This is a genomic window from Amycolatopsis sp. NPDC049868 (assembly GCF_044461365.1).
GTDB lineage: Bacteria > Actinomycetota > Actinomycetes > Mycobacteriales > Pseudonocardiaceae > Amycolatopsis.
In genome coordinates, this window is record NZ_JBITKV010000003.1 from 278,956 (window position 1) to 297,382 (window position 18,427).

Consider the following 18,427-nt stretch of genomic DNA (forward strand, 5'->3'; position numbering starts at 1 on the left):
TTTGGCAGGTGCTTGGCGGGTGGCGGGCGCCACTTCGGTGGCGGTGATCACCTGGGTGACGCGGCTGGCCGGGCTGCTGGCACTGGTCTCGGTGCTGGTCCCGGCCGGGCGGCGCACCCTGCGCGGACGCGTCGCCACCTGGCTGGAACTGCCGCACGAGGCCACGGTCGGCGCGGCGACGGTCGCACTGGTGACCGGCGTGCTGCTGATGCTGCTCGCCACCGGACTCAAACGGCGGAAGCGCCGGGCCTGGCAGTTGGCCGTCGCCGCCGCCGCGCTGCTGACGGTGTCGCATCTCGGGCTGCGGCACACCCTCGGCGCGGGGCTCGTGTCGCTGGCGCTGCTGATCGCCCTGATCGCGACGCGGCGGCACTTCATCGCGCTCCCCGATCCGGTGACCGGGCGATGGCGCGCGATCCGGGTCTTCCTGCAACTGACGGTGGCCGGGGTCGCGATCAACTTCGTGCTGCTGTCGGTCGCGCTCGCTCCCTCAAGTGCCGGCGACCGACTGGCGCAGTCGGCGCTGGCCCTGATCGGCGTGAGCGGCCCGGTGACGTTCCCCGCGCTGTGGCTGGAAGACCTGTCGGCCGCCGTCGGCCTGCTGTTCGGGATCGGCGCGGTGCTGCTGGCGGCGTACTTCCTGCTCCGCTCGGCCGAACCCGCGCCGGAGTTGACCGACGAGGAGGTCGAGCGGCTCAGGGGGCTGTTGGGGGAGCGGGACTCGCTCGGGTACTTCGCGCTGCGCCGGGACAAGTTCGTGGTGTTCTCGAAGTCGGGGAAGGCGGCGGTGACCTATCGGGTGATCGCCGGGGTCGCGCTGTGCTCGGCGGACCCCCTCGGCGACCCGGAAGCGTGGCCAGGCGCGATCGAGGAGTACCTGGACGTCTGCCGACGGTACGCCTGGACCCCGGCGACCATGGGCTGCTCGGAACTGGGCGCGACCGTCTGGGCCCGCTTCGGGCTCGAAGTGCTGGAGATCGGCGACGAGGCCGTCGTCGACACCGACACCTTCACCCTCGAAGGGCGCGTCATGCGCGGAGTCCGCCAAGCCGTCTCACGCACGAAGCGCGCCGGCTACACCGCGCGCATCCGAAAAGCCGAAGACCTGCCGGCCGGGGAACTCGACGAACTCCGCGCCCTCGCGGCCACCTGGCGCGGCACCGACACCGAACGCGGCTTCTCGATGGCCCTCGGCCGCATGGGCGACCCGGGCTCGGTCCTGGTGACCGCCGAGCACGACGGACAGGTGCGCGGAATCCTCCAGTTCGTCCCCTGGGGTGAGAAAGGCCTGTCGCTGGACGTCATGCGCCGCGACCGGACCGCCGACAACGGCGTCAACGAACTGATGATCTCCGAGCTGCTTCTGACGACGCCCGCCCAGCACGTCTCCCTGAACTTCGCCGCCTTCCGCGCGGTGCTGGAACAAGGCCAACGCATCGGCGCCGGCCCCGTCGCCCGCCTCTCGGCCCGGACGCTGCGATTCTTCTCACGCTGGATCCAGATCGAGACCCTCTACCGCTTCAACGCGAAGTTCCAGCCGCGCTGGGTCCCGCGCTACCTCGCCTACCCCGCGGCCCGAGACCTCCCTCGCGTCGGCGTCGCCGTCTTCGAAGCCGAAGGACTCGGTGGACGCCCATCCGGCCTGCTCAGAGCCCTGCAACGCGTCTAAGGGGGGTGCCTTCCAAGGGGGGCAGGAGGGTGTGTAACCTATTTGAGCAGTGGTCGTTGGGCCTGGGAGGCTTCGCCTAGTCTGGTCTATGGCGCCGCACTGCTAATGCGGTTGGGGGTAACCCCCCCTCCCGGGTTCAAATCCCGGAGCCTCCGCTGGTGCCTGTTCCGGCAGGTGCTAGATTGATAACTGAACAAGCGCCCGTAGCTCAGCTGGATAGAGCATCTGACTACGGATCAGAAGGTCAGGGGTTCGAATCCCTTCGGGCGCACGTCTGGTTGAGACAGCACTAAGGCCCTCCCGTTCGCGGGAGGGCCTTTTTGTCTGTCCGTTGTGGACTAGTGATGTAGCGCAGCGAGCCGGGCGCGAAGGTGCTTCTTGAAGGCCACTCGGTTGCTCCCATGGGTCTTCGTGGCGTGACAGTTGGGGCACAGCGCGATCATGGCTGTGGGGTGATCAGAGCCGCCGAGCGCGCGATCGTCAATGTGGTCAACTTCGAGGATCGCAGTGCCGTCGGGCTTGGTGTCTCCTGGCATCCCAGTGCACCGGTCGTTCTCGCACTCATCGTTGGCGCGAACGAGTACTGCTTGGCGGGATTTGACGCTGCGGCGGTAGTGATTGCGACTTCGCTTAGTTGGCCCGGACTCTTCGTCATCGGCATTCGGTGGGTCGCCAATGTCCTGAAGATACTCTTGGTAGGTCTTCTGGCGGGCTTTCTTGCTGGCGTTCCGCACCGGCGGCTCGGGCGGAGAAGTGTCTGTGATCTCTTGATCATCGATCAGTGACTGCACGTCAGACGACCAAGTGTCCACATCGGGGCTCGGGACCGCCATCATCTGGAACGTGTACTCAAGGCGTAACTTTCCGTTTCTGTCCGGAGACCACACCTGTGCTCGGTTGAGGACAGCCACCCACGTGACGAACCTGAAGACACCACCCAACGGGCGATACCAGTACCGCACTGCACGACGTCCCCGACGGGCTTCCTCGAGCATCTTGTTGCCCGGTGCGTCCAGTCGTTGCTTGCCAGTCTGTCCTTCACCGCGATACTCGAATGGAGCCACTAGGTTTGGCGGCTCGTCCGAGTAGGGCCCCTTCTCATCGGAGAACGCGTTGACGACAGTCTCGCGAGGAAACCTGACGATCCCCGCAAACTTGTTGCCGCCGTAGACGTTGTAGATGGCGGTTCGGTGGGGGTGCTCGTCTCCGACCTTGGGCGGGCGCAACTTGACGGTCGTGGTGATCGTGAAGTCCAGTCGCTCCAAGTGTTCTGCGACTTCGACGGTCGTCCTGTTGAACTCGGCGGCCGGGAGTGCGCCGCGGTCTGGATGCTGGACGCCGTAAGCAACGCTAGCGATTTGCCCGGGGTGGTAGTACTTGCCGTCGAACTCGAGGACGTAGTCCCGAGTGGGGCCGAATCCGGGCACGGAAGCGTCAAGGTCGACTACGTCGCACTGCCGCAACGCCTCGACCACGGCCTCGCTGCTCGTAAGCTCATCCAGGGACACAGAACCTCCCGTTCGAACGTATGTCCGAAGATAGCGCACGAACTTGCGGAGGTGGAACTCTGGTGCCGCGTGTGCACCCGATTCGCCCGGCAGAGAACTAGAGACCCACCCGGGAGTCGAACCCGGAGTCCAACGGCTTTGCAGGCCGCCGCACGACCGTCGTGAAGTGGGCCAAGTTTCGGTCATCGTGCCCTCGGCAGGAGTCGAACCTGCGTTCCCGGCTTCGGACGCCGGCGTCGTATCCGTTGGACCACGAGGGCTTGCGGAGGATGCAGGATTCGAACCTGCGCGACGCTCTCACGCCGACTACCGTTTTCGGGACGGTTGCCTTACCGGACTCGGCCAATCCTCCTTGCTGTGCTGCTTGGTCGGACGCCCGCGAGTCGAACGCGGTGACTCCTGATCCCAAATCAGACGGGGTCGCCAGCGCCCCTCGCATCCGTCGATCGGCGTATCCCCTCCGATACGCCGACCAGTACCCCTGCCAGGACTCGAACCTGGGACCTCCGCATTCGTAGTGCGGCGCTCTGTCCACCTGAGCTACAGGGGTGAGGTGGAGACGAGTGCACGCCTCCACCGGCGCTCGTCCTGGCTGCCTCTTTCGGCGACGGGGACGAGCTTTGGGAAAAGTCTTCAATTCTCAAGGTTCGCGCTGAATAGGCAGCGTCGAGCACCGGCGGGAGGAGTCGAACCCCCTGGATACGGTTTTGGAGGCCGTTCCGCTTCCCAAGCTCGCCGATAGGGAATTGCTTTGCGCAGCAAAAAGAGAAGCCGCCCGGATCAGTTTCCTGATGGGCGGCTCCCTGGCATCACACGCGCTATGGCGTCATGATGGGGAGCCTTCGGTGACCAGAATCCGCTGGTCAGCCCGGCATGAACGTCGCCAGGAACAGGGCGACGGACATACGGCGATGGGCGCGACGGCCGAATGCCGACGCTGCGCCTTTCGCTCGTGCATGTTCATCATGGCTGCTCCTGAGGTTGGTCGAGTGCTCTAACTATGACTCAAGACTCGCTGCGAAGCAACGCCTTTGTTGTGCAACGACCAGAGCGTGGGTGGCTAGTCCTTCGGCGGTCCTTCGAACGACACCTCGAAGAGGTGCTGGTCTGGTCGCTCTGCGGTCAACCACAGGGGAAAGTGTGCTTCGTAGTGCGCGTTGGGGTCGACTCCCTTAAGCCAGAAAAGCGGAAGCTTACGCTCCATCGCGTTCCGGAGTGAGACGTTGTCGGAGTGGAGAGGGTCCTCGCCTCGATACTTGTAGCGAAGAATTCGGCCACTCCCGTCTACTTCGTCTTCGTAAGGGCGCTCTTCAGTTGGTCGCCTGTAGACCGTTTTGATTGATAGCGCGCTGCCGAGTTTTGCTGGCTTGTGAATGCCGGACTGGGGGTTGAGGATCGGGATACGCGTGCCCTCGAAGATGAAGTTGGTCATTTGCGCAAACGGGATCGGGCCACCGTTCTGAGTAGTCAGGTCTTCGAGCCATTCAAAGACTGCGTTGCGGACAGACCGTTCAAAATCGATGGAAACTTCGCGGCCCTTGGTTCGCCGTGTCTGAGGTAGCTTCGTGGTCGCAGTCGGTGTCTCGCGCTTCAGGGCGGCAGTGCGGAGAAACACTGGTGGGACAAGTCGGACCGCACTGCGGAGGGCGTCGACGACGTTGGGGGCGAAGTACTCGTAAAGCACGTCGGCTGCAGTGAAGATGCCACGTGGTTCGTCGAGCACGTTAACTACTTCGCTCGTGAGGCTGCCTTGTGCTCCGTTGTCTCGCAACCACTTCGGTGAGCGGGGAGTCTCGGCGATGGGGGACCCGACTTCTGTTGTCGGAGTCCACAGCGTCCGCTTGAGCTCCCAGAAGGGCTGTGAGGCGGGCACCTTCCGCAAGCTGAACCGATCGATCAGGTGGTTGAGGGGACCTTCTGCGGCCTCGAAGGTTGTCGTGGGGGAACGTTCATCGAGGTACCGGCCGAAGAGCCAGAGCAACAACAAGGGCTTGTGGAGCGCATGCGGCTCCCCGATCCGTTCGGTCTGAAGATTACGAAGCTGCTCGTGCAGGCCGCTCTCGTCCACAATCACCCCTCCGTATGACGCAGACGACCGAGTGTAGTGGCGCGAAGCTTGCGTACGCGCAACTAGTAGCGCGAAGCGTGTCCGCTTTCGGGAGCTCGGTCGCTGGCCTGTCACTGTGCGTGGCGCGGGGCCGTGCTGACCGCGCGCCGGTACCTTCGGTCTCATGACTGAGACGGAGGAATGGACCCCTGAGACGGTGCTCCGAGACGGCCTGGATCAGGTCGACCTTGACTCGCCCAGCGGGACGAAGTTTTCGCGCCTCGAGTACTACTTGGGTAGCGTCGCGGGCATCCGGGTGACTCGTGTTGCAGCAATTCAAATCAGCAGGGCCGCGGAGATGGCTGGTCAGCTGAGGCGATCGACGCGGGTTGACAACGCCGAGGTCGTGGCGGTGGTCGTTCCTCTGGATGACACGGACAGGGCGGTCGCCGAGCTTCGCGACTACCTGCGGTCAAATGAGACTCCCGCGGCTCTTCTTCTTGGAAAAGACAAATCTGGGTGGAATGTTAAGTGGGTTGGCGTACAAGAGGGCGCGGAGATTACCTCCGCCGGGGTGCTGGCCACGTTCTTTGGGATGCCGCTAGAAAGCGTTGTAGTGAAGGCTCTAAAGATTCGCGCTCGTGTGCATAAGCTGGTCATCGATGATCGAATAATTCGGATGCTTCGGTTGTCTGTGCGGTCAAGTAAGTCCGTCATGCTAGTGGGGCCGCCTGGCACCGGAAAGACGCATTTGGTCGGTGAGCTCATTGACGATATTGGCAAGAATCCCAAGTCCTTCGGGATGGGACTAATCCACGATCCGCTCATTGTGACTCCGGACGAGTCATGGACTACCCGAGATCTCGTCGGTGGCGACACGGTCGACGACCAGGGGCGACTGCGGTTCAGCCCTGGCCATGTGCTGGAAGCCATCGCGCAGGACCAGTGGCTGGTCCTTGACGAAGCAAACCGGGCTGATCTGGATCGGATCTTCGGCGGATTGCTCACCTGGCTCTCCGGCAAGGAAGTCATGGTTGGTCGAGTCAGCGCGGATCCGAAGTCGAGCCCAATAATCCTGACTTGGGGCTCAGGTCCTAGAAGTGTTGTAGTCGGTGAAGAACGTCTCCGATCGAGAAGTCCGTCTAACGAGCCGATCTACTATGTGGCGGGGACTGACTGGCGGCTCATCGGCACCTACAACGCTGTCGATGCGCAGCGCGTGTTCCGGTTTGGACAGGCCCTCGGTCGACGGTTCGGCCATGTCCCGGTGTCGGCGCCTTCGGCTGCCCAATTCTCGACAGCGCTGACAAACAGGCTTAGCGCCTCCAAGCCCCCTGAGCCGCAAGCAGGTCAACTGCGCGTCATCCTGGAGCGGATTTACTCTGCACAGAGTGATCTTCTAGATCCGATGGGGCCGGCAGCTCTTCTCGACGTCTCGGACTACGTAGCTGCCGGGTTGTCGGCCGAACCTAGCCCTGACCTCACGCAGTTGGTTGCCGAGGGCTACCTGGCTGGTATGGGGTCCTGGCTGTCCGGCTATGACGGAAACACCCTCAGCAGGTTGGGTGAGGTGCTAGGAGCTGAAGAGGTGCTTGGCGAGCAATGGGCTTGGCTGTTGGACCACCTGAAGGCCCTTCGATGAAGAAGAAGCTGTCCTTCCCAGAGGACGGTCTCGTAGAGCTTTTCCGTAGCTGGTCTGGCAAGGGCGAGCTGTATGCAGGTCTGGCTGCGGTGCTCAGCGAAGATGACTTCGAGTGGACAAAGGACGATGTCGAGCGTCGGGCCCACGTCATTCTCTTCGAGCAGTGTCGACCACTCATCGAGCAATTGCCTGAGAACCTGCAGGACTGGTTGAGTGTCTTGCCGGTGGCTACCCAAGCGGAGACTGTGCGTGGTCGATCTCCGCGCGGCGCCATCAACTGGGCCAACACTCGTCGGCAGGGGTGGCCACCTACTGAGTTCTCGGGGCGAGTTCGTCATCGTGGGGTGGACGATGAGCTGCTAAGCAGCTTGCGGTGGACTGTCGAACGTCTCCTCGGGGTCCACCTGCATGCCAAGGAGATGCGGCCAAAGATCGGCAAGGGGGTGCGGGGCCAACTGGCGACGCTGGATGACCTGGCAGCGAGGCCGGAACTGCAAGGTGTGGAGGCCGAGCCGCCAGACTTGTTGATGGTCGAAGGGATTCGACGTGCTGGACCACTTTGGCGAGTGGTCGGAGATTTGGCTGACCTCCTCAGGCGGGAAGAATCCGGTGACCTGGCGCGGCTTGCCGCTGAACTGCTGGCGCCCGACGACGCCCTCAGGTGGCGGCTTTTCCATCTTTGCGTCCTGGGAACGATGCTCGGCGTCCTGCGGAGCCTCAAGTGCAGGACGATCAGCCGTCGTCCGCTGGCTGGACGTTCGCGCGGGCCTGCGTTCCGTGTGGAAGCTCCCGGCGCCGCCGCTTGGGATCTGTGGTTCGAAGCCGGGGAAATCTGGAGTACTGCGAAGAAAACCGAACCCTATGTTGAGGCGACTCGCGGGTTGGCCCGCCGTGGCAACGTCCGGGGGGCTGACCTGTTCCTGGTAGACCATGCGAACAAGCGCGCTGTGGTCATCGAGTGCAAGTACAGCGATGAAGGCAAGTACTTGCGGAGCGCGTATGACCAGGCGCTCGCTTACCTGGTTGAGGCCAGGACCTTGCTCATCGACGAAGGCGAGGCGTTCGTTGTAGCTCCGATTGAGGCGGTGCCGAGAGTAGGAGTGGGGCGCACGTTGGCAGGTCCGCTTATTTACTGCGCACCTGAACACCTCAAGGGTGAGTTGACCCGGGTATTCAGTGGCTGGCTAGCCAGCTAGTCCTTAAAGACGCTGGTCAGCGTCTCTCGGATCAACCCCGCCAGGTCCCCCTCTCCGTCCGTCTCCGCCCACCGAAGCAGCGCGACGTGAGCGGCACCAAGACACGCCATCGCCGTAGCCCGCACCCGAAACTCTTCGTCCGGCGAAGGCGAAGGGCCACAGACAGCGGCCACGATCGCATCGGCAGTTGCGTACTGGCTGTCCAGATGCCGCGCCCGCAGCGCCGGCACCGAGATCATCAGCCGTAGCCGCGCCAGCAGGAACGCCTTCTCCGAAGAAGACCCGTGAGCGGCCGTCTCCGAGAGCGCGTGTCCGATCCGCGCGGGCAAGGGTCCAGGAGGCGCGGCAGCGACGGCCGAAGCGGTCACGGGGTCGTACTCGTCGTAGAGGACCAGGTCCTCCTTCGTCGGGAAGTGCCGGTAGACCGTCATCGCCGAGACGCCGGCGGCCGCGGCGACGTCGGCGACCGTGGTCGCGTCGTAGCCGACGTCGGTGAAGAGGCGGATGGCGTGCGTTTGCACCAGAAGCCGGGTTTCGGCGCGCTGGCGGTCTCGGAGGCTCACGTGGTAGACACTATCAAAGTGTTAGTCACTAACATCTGGGGGTGCGCAATGAAGACGGCATTGGTGACCGGAGCGTCGCGGGGGATCGGGGCGGCGATCGCGCGGCGGCTCGAGAAAGACGGCATACGAACGATCAAGCGCTCAAGCAAGCAGGGCGACTTGTCGACCATGGACGGAGTCGACAAGGCCCTGGAGGGCATCGACAGCCTGGACATCCTGGTCAACAACGCGGCGGCCGCACCGGGAGGGCCGATCGAGACCGACACGCCCGAAGGCTTCGACCACCTGATGGCGGTGAACGTGAAAGCGCCGTACTTCCTCATCCAACGGGCCCCGCTGAACGACGGCGGCCGCATCGTCAACGTCTCGTCGGTCGCCACCAGGATGGCCAACCCGGCGCAGACCTCCTTCGCGATGACCAAGGGCGCGCTCGAGACGATGAGCCGCACCCTCGCCCACCAGCTCGGACCCCGCGGCATCACGGTCAACGTCGTCGCGCCGGGCGCCACCAGGACCGCGGACAACGGCCAGGTCTTCACGCCGGAGCTGGAGGCCGCCATCACGACGCTCACCGCGCACCGAAGGCTCGGCGCCGCGGAAGACATCGCGGACGTCGTCGCGTTCCTCGTCTCCGACGACGCCCGGTGGGTGACCGGGCAGGTCCTCGACGCGAGCGGTGGGTTGTTCCTCGGTCCTCCGGGCCAAGGCGCAGAATAGGCCGGTGACGTGGTTCAGCGAGGACGAACTCCGCAGGCAGGCCGGCGACGTCTCCTTCGCGCGCGGCGCCAAGTACCTGGAGTCGGTCGAGACGCTGGACGACGTCGCGGGCGGGGTGACGGCGGTGGTCAGCGGCACCGACCGGTACACGGTCCGGTTGCGCAACGTCGACGGCGAGCTGGTCGGCGAGTGCTCCTGCCCGCACGCGGCGGACGGCTTCTTCTGCAAGCATTGCGTGGCCGTCGGGCTGCTGGTCCTCGAAGGAGTCGCGGACGGCGGCGCGACCGACATCCGCGGCTACGTCGAGACACTGGACCGCGCCGAGCTGGTCGAACTCCTCGTCGGGCACGCGAACGAGGACCCGGTCCTGTTCCGCAAGCTCTCGCTCAAGGCGGGCCGCGGCGACCTCGACGCGTTGCGCCGGCACGTCGAGGGAACGTTGCGGTTGCGTGGTTTCGTCGGTTTCCAGGGCACGGTCGCGTACACCGAGAAGGTGCGCGAGGTGCTCGCCACCGCCAGGGAACTCATGGACGGGCCGCTGCTGTGCCGCGTCATCGAGCTGGTGGTGGAGGCACTGGACTTCGTCGAGGATTCCTTCGGCGCGCTCGCCTCCGAGGTGTCGGGCGCGCTCGCGTTGTACGCGGAGGCCTGCGCCGATTCGCCGCCGGAGCCCAAGGAACTCGCGGAGTGGTTGCTACGGCTGGATCTCGACGGTTCCGGCCGGGTCGACGTGAACATCGCGGACTTCACCACGGGCCTCGGTTTCGAGGGGCTCGCGGTGTTCCGCGCCGGCGTCGAGGAGCGGTGGCGGCTCGACGACGGCGAGGACCCGTACCGCAGCCGCAAGCTCCAGCGGCTGCGCGAGGGGTTCGCCGCGATGCGGAACTGGCAGGCCTAATACCGCTGCCGGTTGCGGTACAGCTCCTCCAGATCCCGTAGCCCCGCCTGGTCGCCGGTGTCGGCGGCCGCGCGGAACCAGTGCTCCGCCTCCTGGAAGTTGCCGTGGTCGGCGGCCAGCCTGCCGAGGTTGGTGTACGCGGGAACACTGCCGAGTTCCGCGGCCTTCCGGTACCAGGCGGTGGCCTCGCCGGGATCGTTCCGGTCATTGGCCAGCACGCCCAGGTTCGTCATCGCGGCGGCGTCGCCTCGTTTGGCGGCCTTGAGATACCAGCGTTCGGCGGCGTCGAGGTCGCCGCGGCGGTGCAGCACCAGACCGAGGCGGACGGCGGCGTCGGGGGCACCGGCGGCCGCGGCCGCGTGAAAGCAGCTTTCGGCGCGCGCGAGGTCGCCCCGTTGCTGGGCCTGGTGGCCGAGCTTGATCAGCGAAGCCGCGTCGGCCCCTTCGCTCGCCTTGCGCCACCAGGGATCCGCTTCGGACGTCCGGCCGGTGTCGCACAGCACGGCGCCGAGCGTGATCATGCCTTCGACGTTGCCCGCCTCGGCGGCCTCACCCGCCCAGCGCTCGGCCTCCTCGAGATCGCCGCCGCGGTGCCTTGACCGCGCGAGCTCCGCCATCGCCTCGACCCGGCCCTCGGCGGCGGCGCGCCGCCACCAGTCCTCGGCGGCCTCCCGATCCCCTCTCTTCGCGCAGAGATTCCCCAGATGCGACATGGCATGCGAATCACCGGCGGTCGCCGCTTCGCGGTACCAGCGTTCGGCCTGTTCCGGTACGCCGCGCTCGTTCAGGAGATGCGCCAGATTGCCCATCGCGACCCTGTCCCCGCCCTCGGCGGCCTTGCGGAACCACGTCTCCGCCTCGTCGAGATCGCCGCGCTCCAGCGCGGTGGATCCCATACGTGCCATGGCGATCACGTGCCCGCGTTCCGCGGCCTTCCGGTTCAGATAGTCGTCGATCCGGGTGTTCCACTTACGTTTTCCGGCGCCCACAAGCCCGCTCCTTCCGGCAGCGTTTCCTGGGGTAGTCGCTGCTCAGGGCCCCGATGTGACAACAACTACCGGGCGTCATCGTCGTGTCGCACCCGGTTTCCCCGCATCGCGCGGCGATACTTGGCGCTCCCCATCCCCCGTCGAGAGGAACCGCGCGGTGGCCACGCGTACCAGCCAGATGACCACGGCTCAGCGGTTGCTCCTGCTGATCACCCTCGCCGCCGTCGTGCTCGCGGTGTTCTGGTTCGTGAGCGGCAAGGGCGACGCGTTGCAGCCGAAGCCCGCGAACCCCGCGAGCGCGGCCGACGCGCGCAAGCAGCTGGACGAACTCACCGTCGCCCCGCGCGGTTCGATGGACGGCTACGACCGCAAGAAGTACCCGCACTGGGACAACCAGGGGAACAACTGCAACACCCGCGAGTTCGTGCTCAAACGCGACGGCAAGGACGTCAAGGCCGGTTCCGACTGCGCCCCGACCTCCGGCAGCTGGACGAGCATCTACGACGGCGAGACCTGGACCAAGCCGACCGACGTCGACATCGACCACATGGTGCCGCTCGCGCAGAGCTGGGTCAGCGGCGCGAAGTCGTGGACCGACGAGAAGCGGCGCCAGTTCGCGAACGACCTGACCCGGCCGCAGCTGTTCGCCGTCACCGACAACGTCAACCAGGAGAAGAGCGACAAGGCGCCGGACCAGTGGAAGCCGCCGCTCGTCTCGTTCTGGTGCACCTACGCCACCGACTGGATCACCGTGAAGCACTACTACGGCCTCACGATCACGACCGCGGAGAAGAGCGCGCTCAGCGACATGCTCGGTCGTTGCTGATCGCCCCGGCTTCGGGTTGGCTGAGGCCATGACGACCTTCGTACTGATCCACGGCGGTGGCGGCAGCGCCTGGGACTTCCACCTCCTCGAGGCGGAACTGACCGGACGCGGGCACGACGTCGTCGCGGTGAACCTGCCGATCGACGACGAGAAGGCGGGCTTCGAAGAACACGTCGAAGCCGTCGTGAACGCGATCGGCGACCGCGGGGATCTGGTCCTGCTCGGCCATTCCTATGGCGGTTTCACCGCGCCGCTGGTGGCCGCGAAGCTTTCGCCGCGGCTGCTCGTGATGCTGACCCCGATGGTCCCGAAACCGGGCGAGTCGCCGGGGGATTGGTGGGGCGCCACGGGTTTCGAGGACGCCACCGGTCTCACCGACGAGGAGAAGTTCTACAACGGCGTCCCCGCGGACATCGTCGCGGAGGCGGGCTCGCACGGCCGGAACCAGGTCAGCGCCGAATGGGGACAACCGTGGCCGCTCGACAAGTGGCCGGACGTCCCGACGAAGGTGCTCATCGCGCGCGAAGACCGCTTCTTCACGCCTGAGTTCCAACGCCGGGTCGTCCAGGACAGGCTCGGTTTCGCGCCCGACGAGATCGACGGCTCCCACGCGGTGCCCTTGAGCCACCCCAAGGAACTGGCGGACCGCCTGGAGTCCTATCTCACCAGCGGTCCAGCCGCATGACGTCTTCGAGCGGCTGACGCTCGGCGGGCTTGAAGGTGTCGCCGGTGTAGAACGCCGTCGGGATGAGCGCGGCCTGGTGCACGTTCTCCGGCAGGCCGAGGATCTCCGCGGCCTCCTTCTCGTACGCGAGGTGCAGCGTCGTCCACGCGGTGCCGAGCGTGACCGCCCGCGCCGCGAGCATGTAGCTCCACACCGCCGGCAGCAGGTTCCCCCACAGCCCGGCCTGGTTCCCGGCCGGCAGTTCCGCGCTGTCCGTCTCCAGGCACGGGATGACGTGCACGGGCACTTCGCCCATCTTGTCGGCCAGGTATTCGACGCTGGAGCCGACGCGCTTCTGCACCTTCGATCGCTGTGGGTCGTCCGCGAACAACTTCCCCGCCGCCCGAGGGGAATCCAGGTACTCGCGGCACGCCCGCTGGTAGAGCTTCCCGAGCTCGGCCCGCTGTCCGGGATCGGTGATCACGAGCCAGTGCCAGCGCTGTGTGTTCGACCCGCTCGGCGCCTGCAGCGCGACCTGCAAGGCGTGTTTGACCAGTTCGAGAGGCACCGGCCGGGTCAGGTCCAGTCGTTTGCGGACGGTCCGGGTGGTCGTCAGCAGCTCTTCGGGCGTCATCCCAGGATTATGTCGTTATGATCCGCTGGTGGGGAGGCCGCCGCGCGAACGAGGGATGGGCACTCTGCTCAGGCACGTCCTCGACGTGACCGAGGCGGACGTCTCCGCGTTCTTCGAGGACATCGGGCTGGGTGACTACCGGCCGCGGTTCACGCCGTTCGTCCGCGCGATCGTCGCGCACGGCCCGCTGCCGATCCGCGATCTCGCCGCCGAAGTCGGTGTCACCCATTCCGCGGCCAGCCAGACCATCGCGCAGATGGCGCGTCAGGACCTCGTCTCGCTCCGGCCGGGGGCCGACGCCCGGCAGAGGATCGTCTCGCTGACCGAGAAGACGCGCCGTCTGATGCCGACGCTCGAAGCGGAGTGGGCGGCGACCAGCGCCGCCGCCGCACAGCTGGAAGCCGAACTGCCGTACCCGCTCAGAGAGGTGCTGGTCGCCGCCGTCGAAGCCTTGGAGCGGAAATCGCTCCGGGAGCGCATCGCCGAAACGGACGCCGCGCTCAAGCTGAAGCGTCGGCTCGGGCAAGACTGAACACGGCCCAGACGTACTTCCCGCCCGAGCAGAGCTCGTGTCCCCAGTCGTCGGACAACGCGTGCACCAGCTGGAGGCCGCGGCTGCGCGCCGCCATCGGCGACGGTTCCTTCAGCCTCGGGCGCTTCGTCCCGGAGTCGAAGACCCGCAGGGTGAGCCTTCCGTCGGAGTATTCGACCTCAAGCCTGTCCGGCTTCTCACCGTGCTCGAAGGCGTTCGTGACCAGCTCGGAGGTGGCCAGGAGGACGTCGTCGACGGCCGGGCCGTCGAGGCCGAGGCTCCCGAGAGTCGCCCGCACGGCCTGTCGCGCGACGGCGGGGGCCGTCACATCGACCGGCAGGGGCAGGGAGACCACCGGCAACGAGCCCTCCGATCGCGTCTTGGACATCGTCATGGTTCCGCACCTCCCCTCACGAGAGACTCCAGATCCGCTGTTCGAGTCCCTGGTACCCACAAGGGCCGGGGTCGAATCAGGTTCCGTCCGTGAGTTCCGTCTCGGTCAGTCCTTCACGCAGTTTCTTGAGCGTGGCGGCCAGCAGCCTCGACACCTGCATCTGGGAAACGCCGACACGGCGCGCGATATCCGACTGGCTCATCCCGGACCCGAACCGCAGCGCGACGATCTTGCGTTCGCGATCGGGCAGCCGTTCCAGCATCGGCCGCAGCGCCTCGCGCAGCTCCGCCTGGCTCAGATTGGCGTCCGCCTCGCCGAAGCGGGTGTGCGCCGAGTTCTCCAGGAGGTTGTCCAGCGAGGCCCCGTACCGGCCCTGACCGGCCCGGAGGCCCTCATAGACCTCGTCGATCGGGACGCCGAGATGCGTGGCGATCTCACTGGGCTTCGGCGCGCGCGAGAGCCGGACGGTCAGCTCCTCACGCGCGGCCGAGATGTTCGCGTTCAGCTCCTTGAGCCGCCGCGGCACCCGGACCGACCAGCTGTTGTCGCGGAAGTGGTGCCGTAACTCGCCGGAGATGGTGGGGACCGCGAAGGCCAGGAAGTCGCTGCCCTGACCCGGGTCGAATCGGTCGACCGCGTGGATCAGCCCGATCGTGGCGATCTGGACCAGATCCTCCATCGACTCGTCCCGGTTGCGGAACTTGCGCGCCAGATTGCGCGCGAGTTCGAGGTGCGCGCGCACCAGCTCGTCCCGCAGCGCCTCGCGTTCGGGGGCGTTCGGGGGCAGCGCGCACATACGCTCGAACAGGACCGGGACATCCGCGCCGTCTTGCTCGACGGGTTCGGTCACGGCCGGGCCGCCTCGCTCTCCCGGATGAGTTCCACCCTGGACAGGTAGCCGCCGTCGGCCGGGGTGACACTCCGCCGCGCGGACGTCGCGAGCGCGGTGAGCAGCTGCCAGGACAGACCGGTCTCGTCGCCGGGTTCCGGGGAGTCCGAAAGCACCGAGACGGTCACCTCGATCCGCCCGTCCTTCCACGAGAAGACGCAGGTCAGGTGGCCATCGGCGGCCGAGGGGAGCAGCATGGAGCAGGCCTCGTCCACCGCCATCCGGAGATCTTCGACGGCGTCCAGATCGAAGTCCTGCCGCATCGCGATATCCGCGACGATCGTCCGGAGAGTCGGTACCACGTGCGGTACCGCGGCCGTGCGTACCTCGATGAGTTGAGCGCCCTCCCCGCCGGGCGGGGTGTTGTCCACCACGTGTGTTCCTCTCTCGAGCTGCGCTGCCGCTCCGTCAGATGCCCTTGGTGTGAGCAAACCAAACCCACGTTTGAGCCGTGCAGGGGGCGGGCATGTAACCCGCGACAAACGATCTCCTTGGAAGGCGGGGACCGACATGGCTGACGTGAGCCGGCTGCCGAACGTGGTGGCGGAAGAGTGGGACTGGCAGCTCCGTGGGTCGTGCCGAGGTGCGGACAGCAGTTTGTTCTTCCACACGGACAACGAACGCGGTTCCGCCCGTGAGCGGCGCGAATCGCGGGCCAAGGCGATCTGCCACACCTGCCCCGTGCTGGCGCAGTGCCGCAAGCACGCGCTCGCGGTGCAGGAGCCGTACGGCATCTGGGGTGGCCTTGGCGAGATCGAGCGCCGCGAACTGTTCCTTCGTGAGCGCCGCGCCGGGCGCAAGGCCTTGACCGCGCATTGAGCGCGGCCCGGGCACCGGTCGGCGACGCGCACGACGGCGATCGTGGCGCCCCGTCCGTACTGGGTTAGGGTTGGGACTGTCGTTGCGGGGACAGCCACGCCTACCCGCCGAAGAAGAGCGTGTGTCCGTGTCCGGACTGGGCGCGGCCGTCGCTTGAGACCACAGGCGCGTTCCGGCGCTGAGCGTCGGTTCTCACCTGATGAGGAGAATGTGCATGCCCGCAGCGGACCAGAACACCACGCCGCCTGGTTTCAGCATCACGCTGGACGCCGACGCGTCTGAACCGCGTGTGGTGGTCACCGGTGAGCTCGACCTGCTGACGAGCCCGCAGCTTCAGGAGACCCTCGTGGCCCTGATCACGGACAAACCGTCGGGCCGGGTGGTCGCCGACCTGACCGGCGTGACCTTCTTCGATTCCTCGGCGCTGAACGTGGTGCTCCAGGCGCAGCGCCAGGCCGCCGAGAAGGCGGTCGAGCTCGAACTGGTGCCCAGCCCGCAGGTGAGCCGCGTGATCGAGCTCACCGGCGTCGCCGAGCACCTCAGCGTGTCGGAGGAGCCCCCCGCCTGATCCCCCGCTACGGTCGTGGGCTCGTGATCCGCGACACCTGGGGGCAGCAAGATGATGGGGCGGACGCATGCCCTGACGGGCTGGTGCGCGGGCCTCGCGCTCGCGCCCGCCGTCGGAGCGGGCACGGTGCACCAAGCGGTCGTCTTCGCCGCGACCACGGCAGGCTTCGCCCTCCTTCCCGACCTCGACCATCCGGGCGCTCGCGCGTCGAAGCTGCTCGGCTGGTTCACCGGCGCGATCTCATGGCTCCTTCGCCGCGTTTCGGCGGGTCTCTACGCGCTGACCAAGGGGCCTCGGGACGAGAAGGTCACCGGTAAGCACCGCCATCTCTCGCACACCGTCCTGTTCGCCGTCGGCCTCGGCTTCCTGACCTCCTGGGGTACCGCCGAGGGCGGGCCGTGGGCCGTGTTCGGTGTCGTGGTCCTCGGCCTGCTGCTCGCGGAAGGCGCGCTCGGCGACTGGCTCCTGCCGGTCAGCGGCGCCGCCGTCGGCTGGTGGGTGTGGACCGCCCCGCCGGACAAGGCGGCGCAGCTCGCGGAGATCTCCGGCTGGCTCGGCATCGCCGTCGCGGCCGGGTGTTTCGTGCACTGCCTCGGGGACGCGCTGACCGAGTCCGGCTGCCCGTTCCTGTTCCCGATCCCGATCGCGGGCGAGACCTGGTACGAGATCCGGCCGCCGAAGCCGCTGCGGTTCCGCACCGGCAAGAAGGTGGAGAACCGGCTGATCTTCCCGGTGTTCGCGGTCGCCGCGGTGGTGCTGATCCCCGGCGTCTGGGAGTACCTCTTCACCACGGTCCAGGGGCTGCTCACGCCGGACGGGACGCAGACCGCGGTGCAATGAGGAATGCCCTCGTCGACGGCGGCGTTGAATCGGAACGCCGGACCCGGTTGAGGAGGGGGAACAGTGGACAAGCCCGTGCTGCGCGCCGACGCGCGCCGTAACCGAGCGAAGGTGCTCGCGGCCGCCGAAGAGGCTTTCGCCGTCGACGGCCTCGCCGTCCCCCTCGACGAGATCGCCCGGATCGCCGGTGTCGGCGCGGGCACCGTCTACCGGCATTTCCCCAGCAAGGAAGCACTTTTCCAGGCTGTCGTCGTGGAGCGTCTGGAGCAGTTCGCGCGGGAAGCCCGCGAGCTGCTGACCGCCGAAGACCCCGGTGAAGCCTTCTTCGACTTCTTCAAACGCGTCGTCCAGCAGGCGTCCCGCAACCGGGCCCTCTGCGACGCGCTCGCCGAAACGACCGGGCTGGGTTTCAAAGCGAGCGCGGGCGACGAGTTCCGTTCGGCGACGCGGGCGCTGCTGACGCGGGCACAGGCCGCTGGCGCGGTCCGCGAGGACATCGACGGCGACGACCTGCGCGCCCTGATCGCCGGTTGCCTGACCACGGAACGGTATTCGCTCGAAGAACGCCATCTCGTGCGGATCATTGTCGACGGTTTGCGCACGCTACGTAACAAAACGTAAGATCAACGCGAGAAGTCCTCGTACCTGCGCTTCGCATGGCGAGGGGGTGCCGGATGTCGAGTCAGGGTCCCACCACCGGTTCCGTCACGGTCGCGGCCATCGCGGGTCTCGCGACCGGGCTGCTCGTCGCCGCCCTCCTGGTGGCCGGCCGTGAGCCACAGCGCCGCGTCTACGAAGTCGGCACGACCCCGGCCCCGACGTCGACCTCCCGTTCGGTCGGACCGGTCACGGTGACCGTGCCGGGGAGTGTCCCGGAGCCGCTCGTCGTCACGCGCACCAGCACGCCGGCGCCGCGCACGGTGACCAGGACCGTGACCCCTTCACCCACCTCGACGGTGCTTCCGCCCAGTACGACTACGGGGTTCCGGAGTGACTGAGGACCGTGAAGGCCGCCCCCGATGAACGGCCTCC

21 protein-coding genes and 7 tRNA genes are annotated in these 18,427 nt (G+C 66.6%); 15 read left to right on the forward strand and 13 right to left on the reverse strand.

What is annotated here, in order from left to right; translation table 11 throughout:
* The first annotated feature begins 19 nt into the window (after nt 1-19).
* From ACIBTM_RS14750 to ACIBTM_RS14760, 3 genes are all read left to right on the forward strand, one after another.
* The gene (locus ACIBTM_RS14750) at nt 20-1,669 is read left to right on the forward strand and encodes a phosphatidylglycerol lysyltransferase domain-containing protein (RefSeq protein ID WP_395877025.1); all 1,650 of its coding nucleotides are present in this window, start codon (nt 20-22) and stop codon (nt 1,667-1,669) included.
* 65 nt (nt 1,670-1,734) lie between these two features.
* Nucleotides 1,735-1,824: transfer RNA gene (locus ACIBTM_RS14755), tRNA-Ser, on the forward strand.
* A 42-nt stretch (nt 1,825-1,866) separates the two neighbouring features.
* A tRNA-Arg gene (locus tag ACIBTM_RS14760) sits at nt 1,867-1,940 on the forward strand.
* A 67-nt stretch (nt 1,941-2,007) separates the two neighbouring features.
* On the opposite strand, the gene ACIBTM_RS14765 is transcribed toward ACIBTM_RS14760, so the two are convergent.
* The 7 genes from ACIBTM_RS14765 to ACIBTM_RS14795 form a co-directional block, all read right to left on the reverse strand.
* Complete coding sequence (locus tag ACIBTM_RS14765) at nt 2,008-3,177, reverse strand: HNH endonuclease (protein ID WP_395877026.1); 1,170 nt, start codon at nt 3,175-3,177, stop codon at nt 2,008-2,010.
* A 101-nt stretch (nt 3,178-3,278) separates the two neighbouring features.
* Nucleotides 3,279-3,350, reverse strand: a tRNA-Cys gene (locus ACIBTM_RS14770).
* 15 nt (nt 3,351-3,365) lie between these two features.
* Nucleotides 3,366-3,437 (reverse strand) — tRNA-Arg (locus tag ACIBTM_RS14775).
* 3 nt (nt 3,438-3,440) lie between these two features.
* Nucleotides 3,441-3,529, reverse strand: a tRNA-Ser gene (locus tag ACIBTM_RS14780).
* A gap of 13 nt (nt 3,530-3,542) precedes the next feature.
* A tRNA-Pro gene (locus tag ACIBTM_RS14785) sits at nt 3,543-3,619 on the reverse strand.
* Nucleotides 3,620-3,653: 34 nt separating this feature from the next.
* A tRNA-Arg gene (locus ACIBTM_RS14790) sits at nt 3,654-3,727 on the reverse strand.
* A 510-nt stretch (nt 3,728-4,237) separates the two neighbouring features.
* Nucleotides 4,238-5,245: a hypothetical protein gene (locus tag ACIBTM_RS14795; RefSeq protein WP_395877027.1), complete on the reverse strand. Its 1,008-nt coding sequence runs from the start codon at nt 5,243-5,245 to the stop codon at nt 4,238-4,240.
* A gap of 163 nt (nt 5,246-5,408) precedes the next feature.
* On the opposite strand from ACIBTM_RS14795, the gene ACIBTM_RS14800 reads away from it, so the two are divergent.
* Nucleotides 5,409-6,866, forward strand: coding sequence for an AAA family ATPase (locus ACIBTM_RS14800; RefSeq protein ID WP_395877028.1), 1,458 nt, complete (start codon nt 5,409-5,411; stop codon nt 6,864-6,866).
* Entirely contained in the window at nt 6,863-8,062 is a 1,200-nt protein-coding gene (locus ACIBTM_RS14805) for a hypothetical protein (RefSeq protein WP_395877029.1), read from the forward strand. The genes ACIBTM_RS14800 and ACIBTM_RS14805 overlap by 4 nt, the downstream gene beginning before the upstream one ends.
* Here ACIBTM_RS14805 and ACIBTM_RS14810 read toward each other — a convergent pair.
* Entirely contained in the window at nt 8,059-8,625 is a 567-nt protein-coding gene (locus ACIBTM_RS14810) for a TetR/AcrR family transcriptional regulator (protein WP_395877030.1), read from the reverse strand. The genes ACIBTM_RS14805 and ACIBTM_RS14810 overlap by 4 nt on opposite strands.
* A 48-nt stretch (nt 8,626-8,673) precedes the next feature.
* On the opposite strand from ACIBTM_RS14810, the gene ACIBTM_RS14815 reads away from it, so the two are divergent.
* Nucleotides 8,674-9,342, forward strand: a complete 669-nt coding sequence (locus ACIBTM_RS14815; protein WP_395877031.1) for an SDR family oxidoreductase — start codon at nt 8,674-8,676, stop codon at nt 9,340-9,342.
* Between the two features lie 4 nt (nt 9,343-9,346).
* Nucleotides 9,347-10,240: an SWIM zinc finger domain-containing protein gene (locus tag ACIBTM_RS14820; RefSeq protein ID WP_395877032.1), complete on the forward strand. Its 894-nt coding sequence runs from the start codon at nt 9,347-9,349 to the stop codon at nt 10,238-10,240.
* On the opposite strand, the gene ACIBTM_RS14825 is transcribed toward ACIBTM_RS14820, so the two are convergent.
* Nucleotides 10,237-11,229, reverse strand: a complete 993-nt coding sequence (locus tag ACIBTM_RS14825; protein ID WP_395877034.1) for a tetratricopeptide repeat protein — start codon at nt 11,227-11,229, stop codon at nt 10,237-10,239. The genes ACIBTM_RS14820 and ACIBTM_RS14825 overlap by 4 nt on opposite strands.
* 157 nt (nt 11,230-11,386) lie before the next feature.
* On the opposite strand from ACIBTM_RS14825, the gene ACIBTM_RS14830 reads away from it, so the two are divergent.
* The gene (locus ACIBTM_RS14830; protein WP_038507695.1) at nt 11,387-12,055 is read left to right on the forward strand and encodes an HNH endonuclease family protein; all 669 of its coding nucleotides are present in this window, start codon (nt 11,387-11,389) and stop codon (nt 12,053-12,055) included.
* 28 nt (nt 12,056-12,083) lie between these two features.
* Nucleotides 12,084-12,740, forward strand: a complete 657-nt coding sequence (locus tag ACIBTM_RS14835; protein ID WP_395877035.1) for an alpha/beta hydrolase — start codon at nt 12,084-12,086, stop codon at nt 12,738-12,740.
* On the opposite strand, the gene ACIBTM_RS14840 is transcribed toward ACIBTM_RS14835, so the two are convergent.
* Nucleotides 12,718-13,353, reverse strand: a complete 636-nt coding sequence (locus tag ACIBTM_RS14840; protein ID WP_395877036.1) for a nitroreductase family protein — start codon at nt 13,351-13,353, stop codon at nt 12,718-12,720. The two genes, ACIBTM_RS14835 and ACIBTM_RS14840, sit on opposite strands and share 23 nt — an antisense overlap.
* A gap of 55 nt (nt 13,354-13,408) precedes the next feature.
* Between ACIBTM_RS14840 and ACIBTM_RS14845 the strand changes: the two genes are divergently transcribed.
* Nucleotides 13,409-13,885: a MarR family transcriptional regulator gene (locus ACIBTM_RS14845; RefSeq protein ID WP_395878068.1), complete on the forward strand. Its 477-nt coding sequence runs from the start codon at nt 13,409-13,411 to the stop codon at nt 13,883-13,885.
* On the opposite strand, the gene ACIBTM_RS14850 is transcribed toward ACIBTM_RS14845, so the two are convergent.
* The 3 genes from ACIBTM_RS14850 to ACIBTM_RS14860 form a co-directional block, all read right to left on the reverse strand.
* A complete protein-coding gene (locus ACIBTM_RS14850; RefSeq protein ID WP_395877037.1) occupies nt 13,854-14,279 on the reverse strand; it encodes an ATP-binding protein in 426 nt (141 codons plus the stop codon). The two genes, ACIBTM_RS14845 and ACIBTM_RS14850, sit on opposite strands and share 32 nt — an antisense overlap.
* Nucleotides 14,280-14,355: 76 nt before the next feature.
* On the reverse strand, nt 14,356-15,129 hold the full coding sequence (locus ACIBTM_RS14855; RefSeq protein ID WP_395877038.1) for a SigB/SigF/SigG family RNA polymerase sigma factor: 774 nt from the start codon (nt 15,127-15,129) through the stop codon (nt 14,356-14,358).
* Nucleotides 15,126-15,542 carry an anti-sigma factor gene (locus tag ACIBTM_RS14860; protein ID WP_395877039.1) on the reverse strand — a complete coding sequence of 139 codons (417 nt, stop codon included), beginning with the start codon at nt 15,540-15,542 and terminating at the stop codon, nt 15,126-15,128. Before ACIBTM_RS14860 ends, ACIBTM_RS14855 begins: the two co-directional genes overlap by 4 nt.
* Before the next feature lie 136 nt (nt 15,543-15,678).
* Between ACIBTM_RS14860 and ACIBTM_RS14865 the strand changes: the two genes are divergently transcribed.
* From ACIBTM_RS14865 to ACIBTM_RS14885, 5 genes are all read left to right on the forward strand, one after another.
* Nucleotides 15,679-15,987 (forward strand): WhiB family transcriptional regulator, encoded by a 309-nt coding sequence (locus ACIBTM_RS14865; protein ID WP_016330769.1) that lies wholly within the window; start codon nt 15,679-15,681, stop codon nt 15,985-15,987.
* Nucleotides 15,988-16,201: 214 nt separating this feature from the next.
* Entirely contained in the window at nt 16,202-16,555 is a 354-nt protein-coding gene (locus ACIBTM_RS14870) for an STAS domain-containing protein (RefSeq protein ID WP_395877040.1), read from the forward strand.
* Between the two features lie 54 nt (nt 16,556-16,609).
* Nucleotides 16,610-17,395, forward strand: a complete 786-nt coding sequence (locus ACIBTM_RS14875) for a metal-dependent hydrolase (protein ID WP_395877041.1) — start codon at nt 16,610-16,612, stop codon at nt 17,393-17,395.
* Between the two features lie 63 nt (nt 17,396-17,458).
* A complete protein-coding gene (locus ACIBTM_RS14880) occupies nt 17,459-18,016 on the forward strand; it encodes a TetR/AcrR family transcriptional regulator (RefSeq protein ID WP_395877042.1) in 558 nt (185 codons plus the stop codon).
* Nucleotides 18,017-18,069: 53 nt separating this feature from the next.
* Nucleotides 18,070-18,393 carry a hypothetical protein gene (locus ACIBTM_RS14885; RefSeq protein WP_395877043.1) on the forward strand — a complete coding sequence of 108 codons (324 nt, stop codon included), beginning with the start codon at nt 18,070-18,072 and terminating at the stop codon, nt 18,391-18,393.
* The last annotated feature ends 34 nt before the right edge of the window (nt 18,394-18,427 follow it).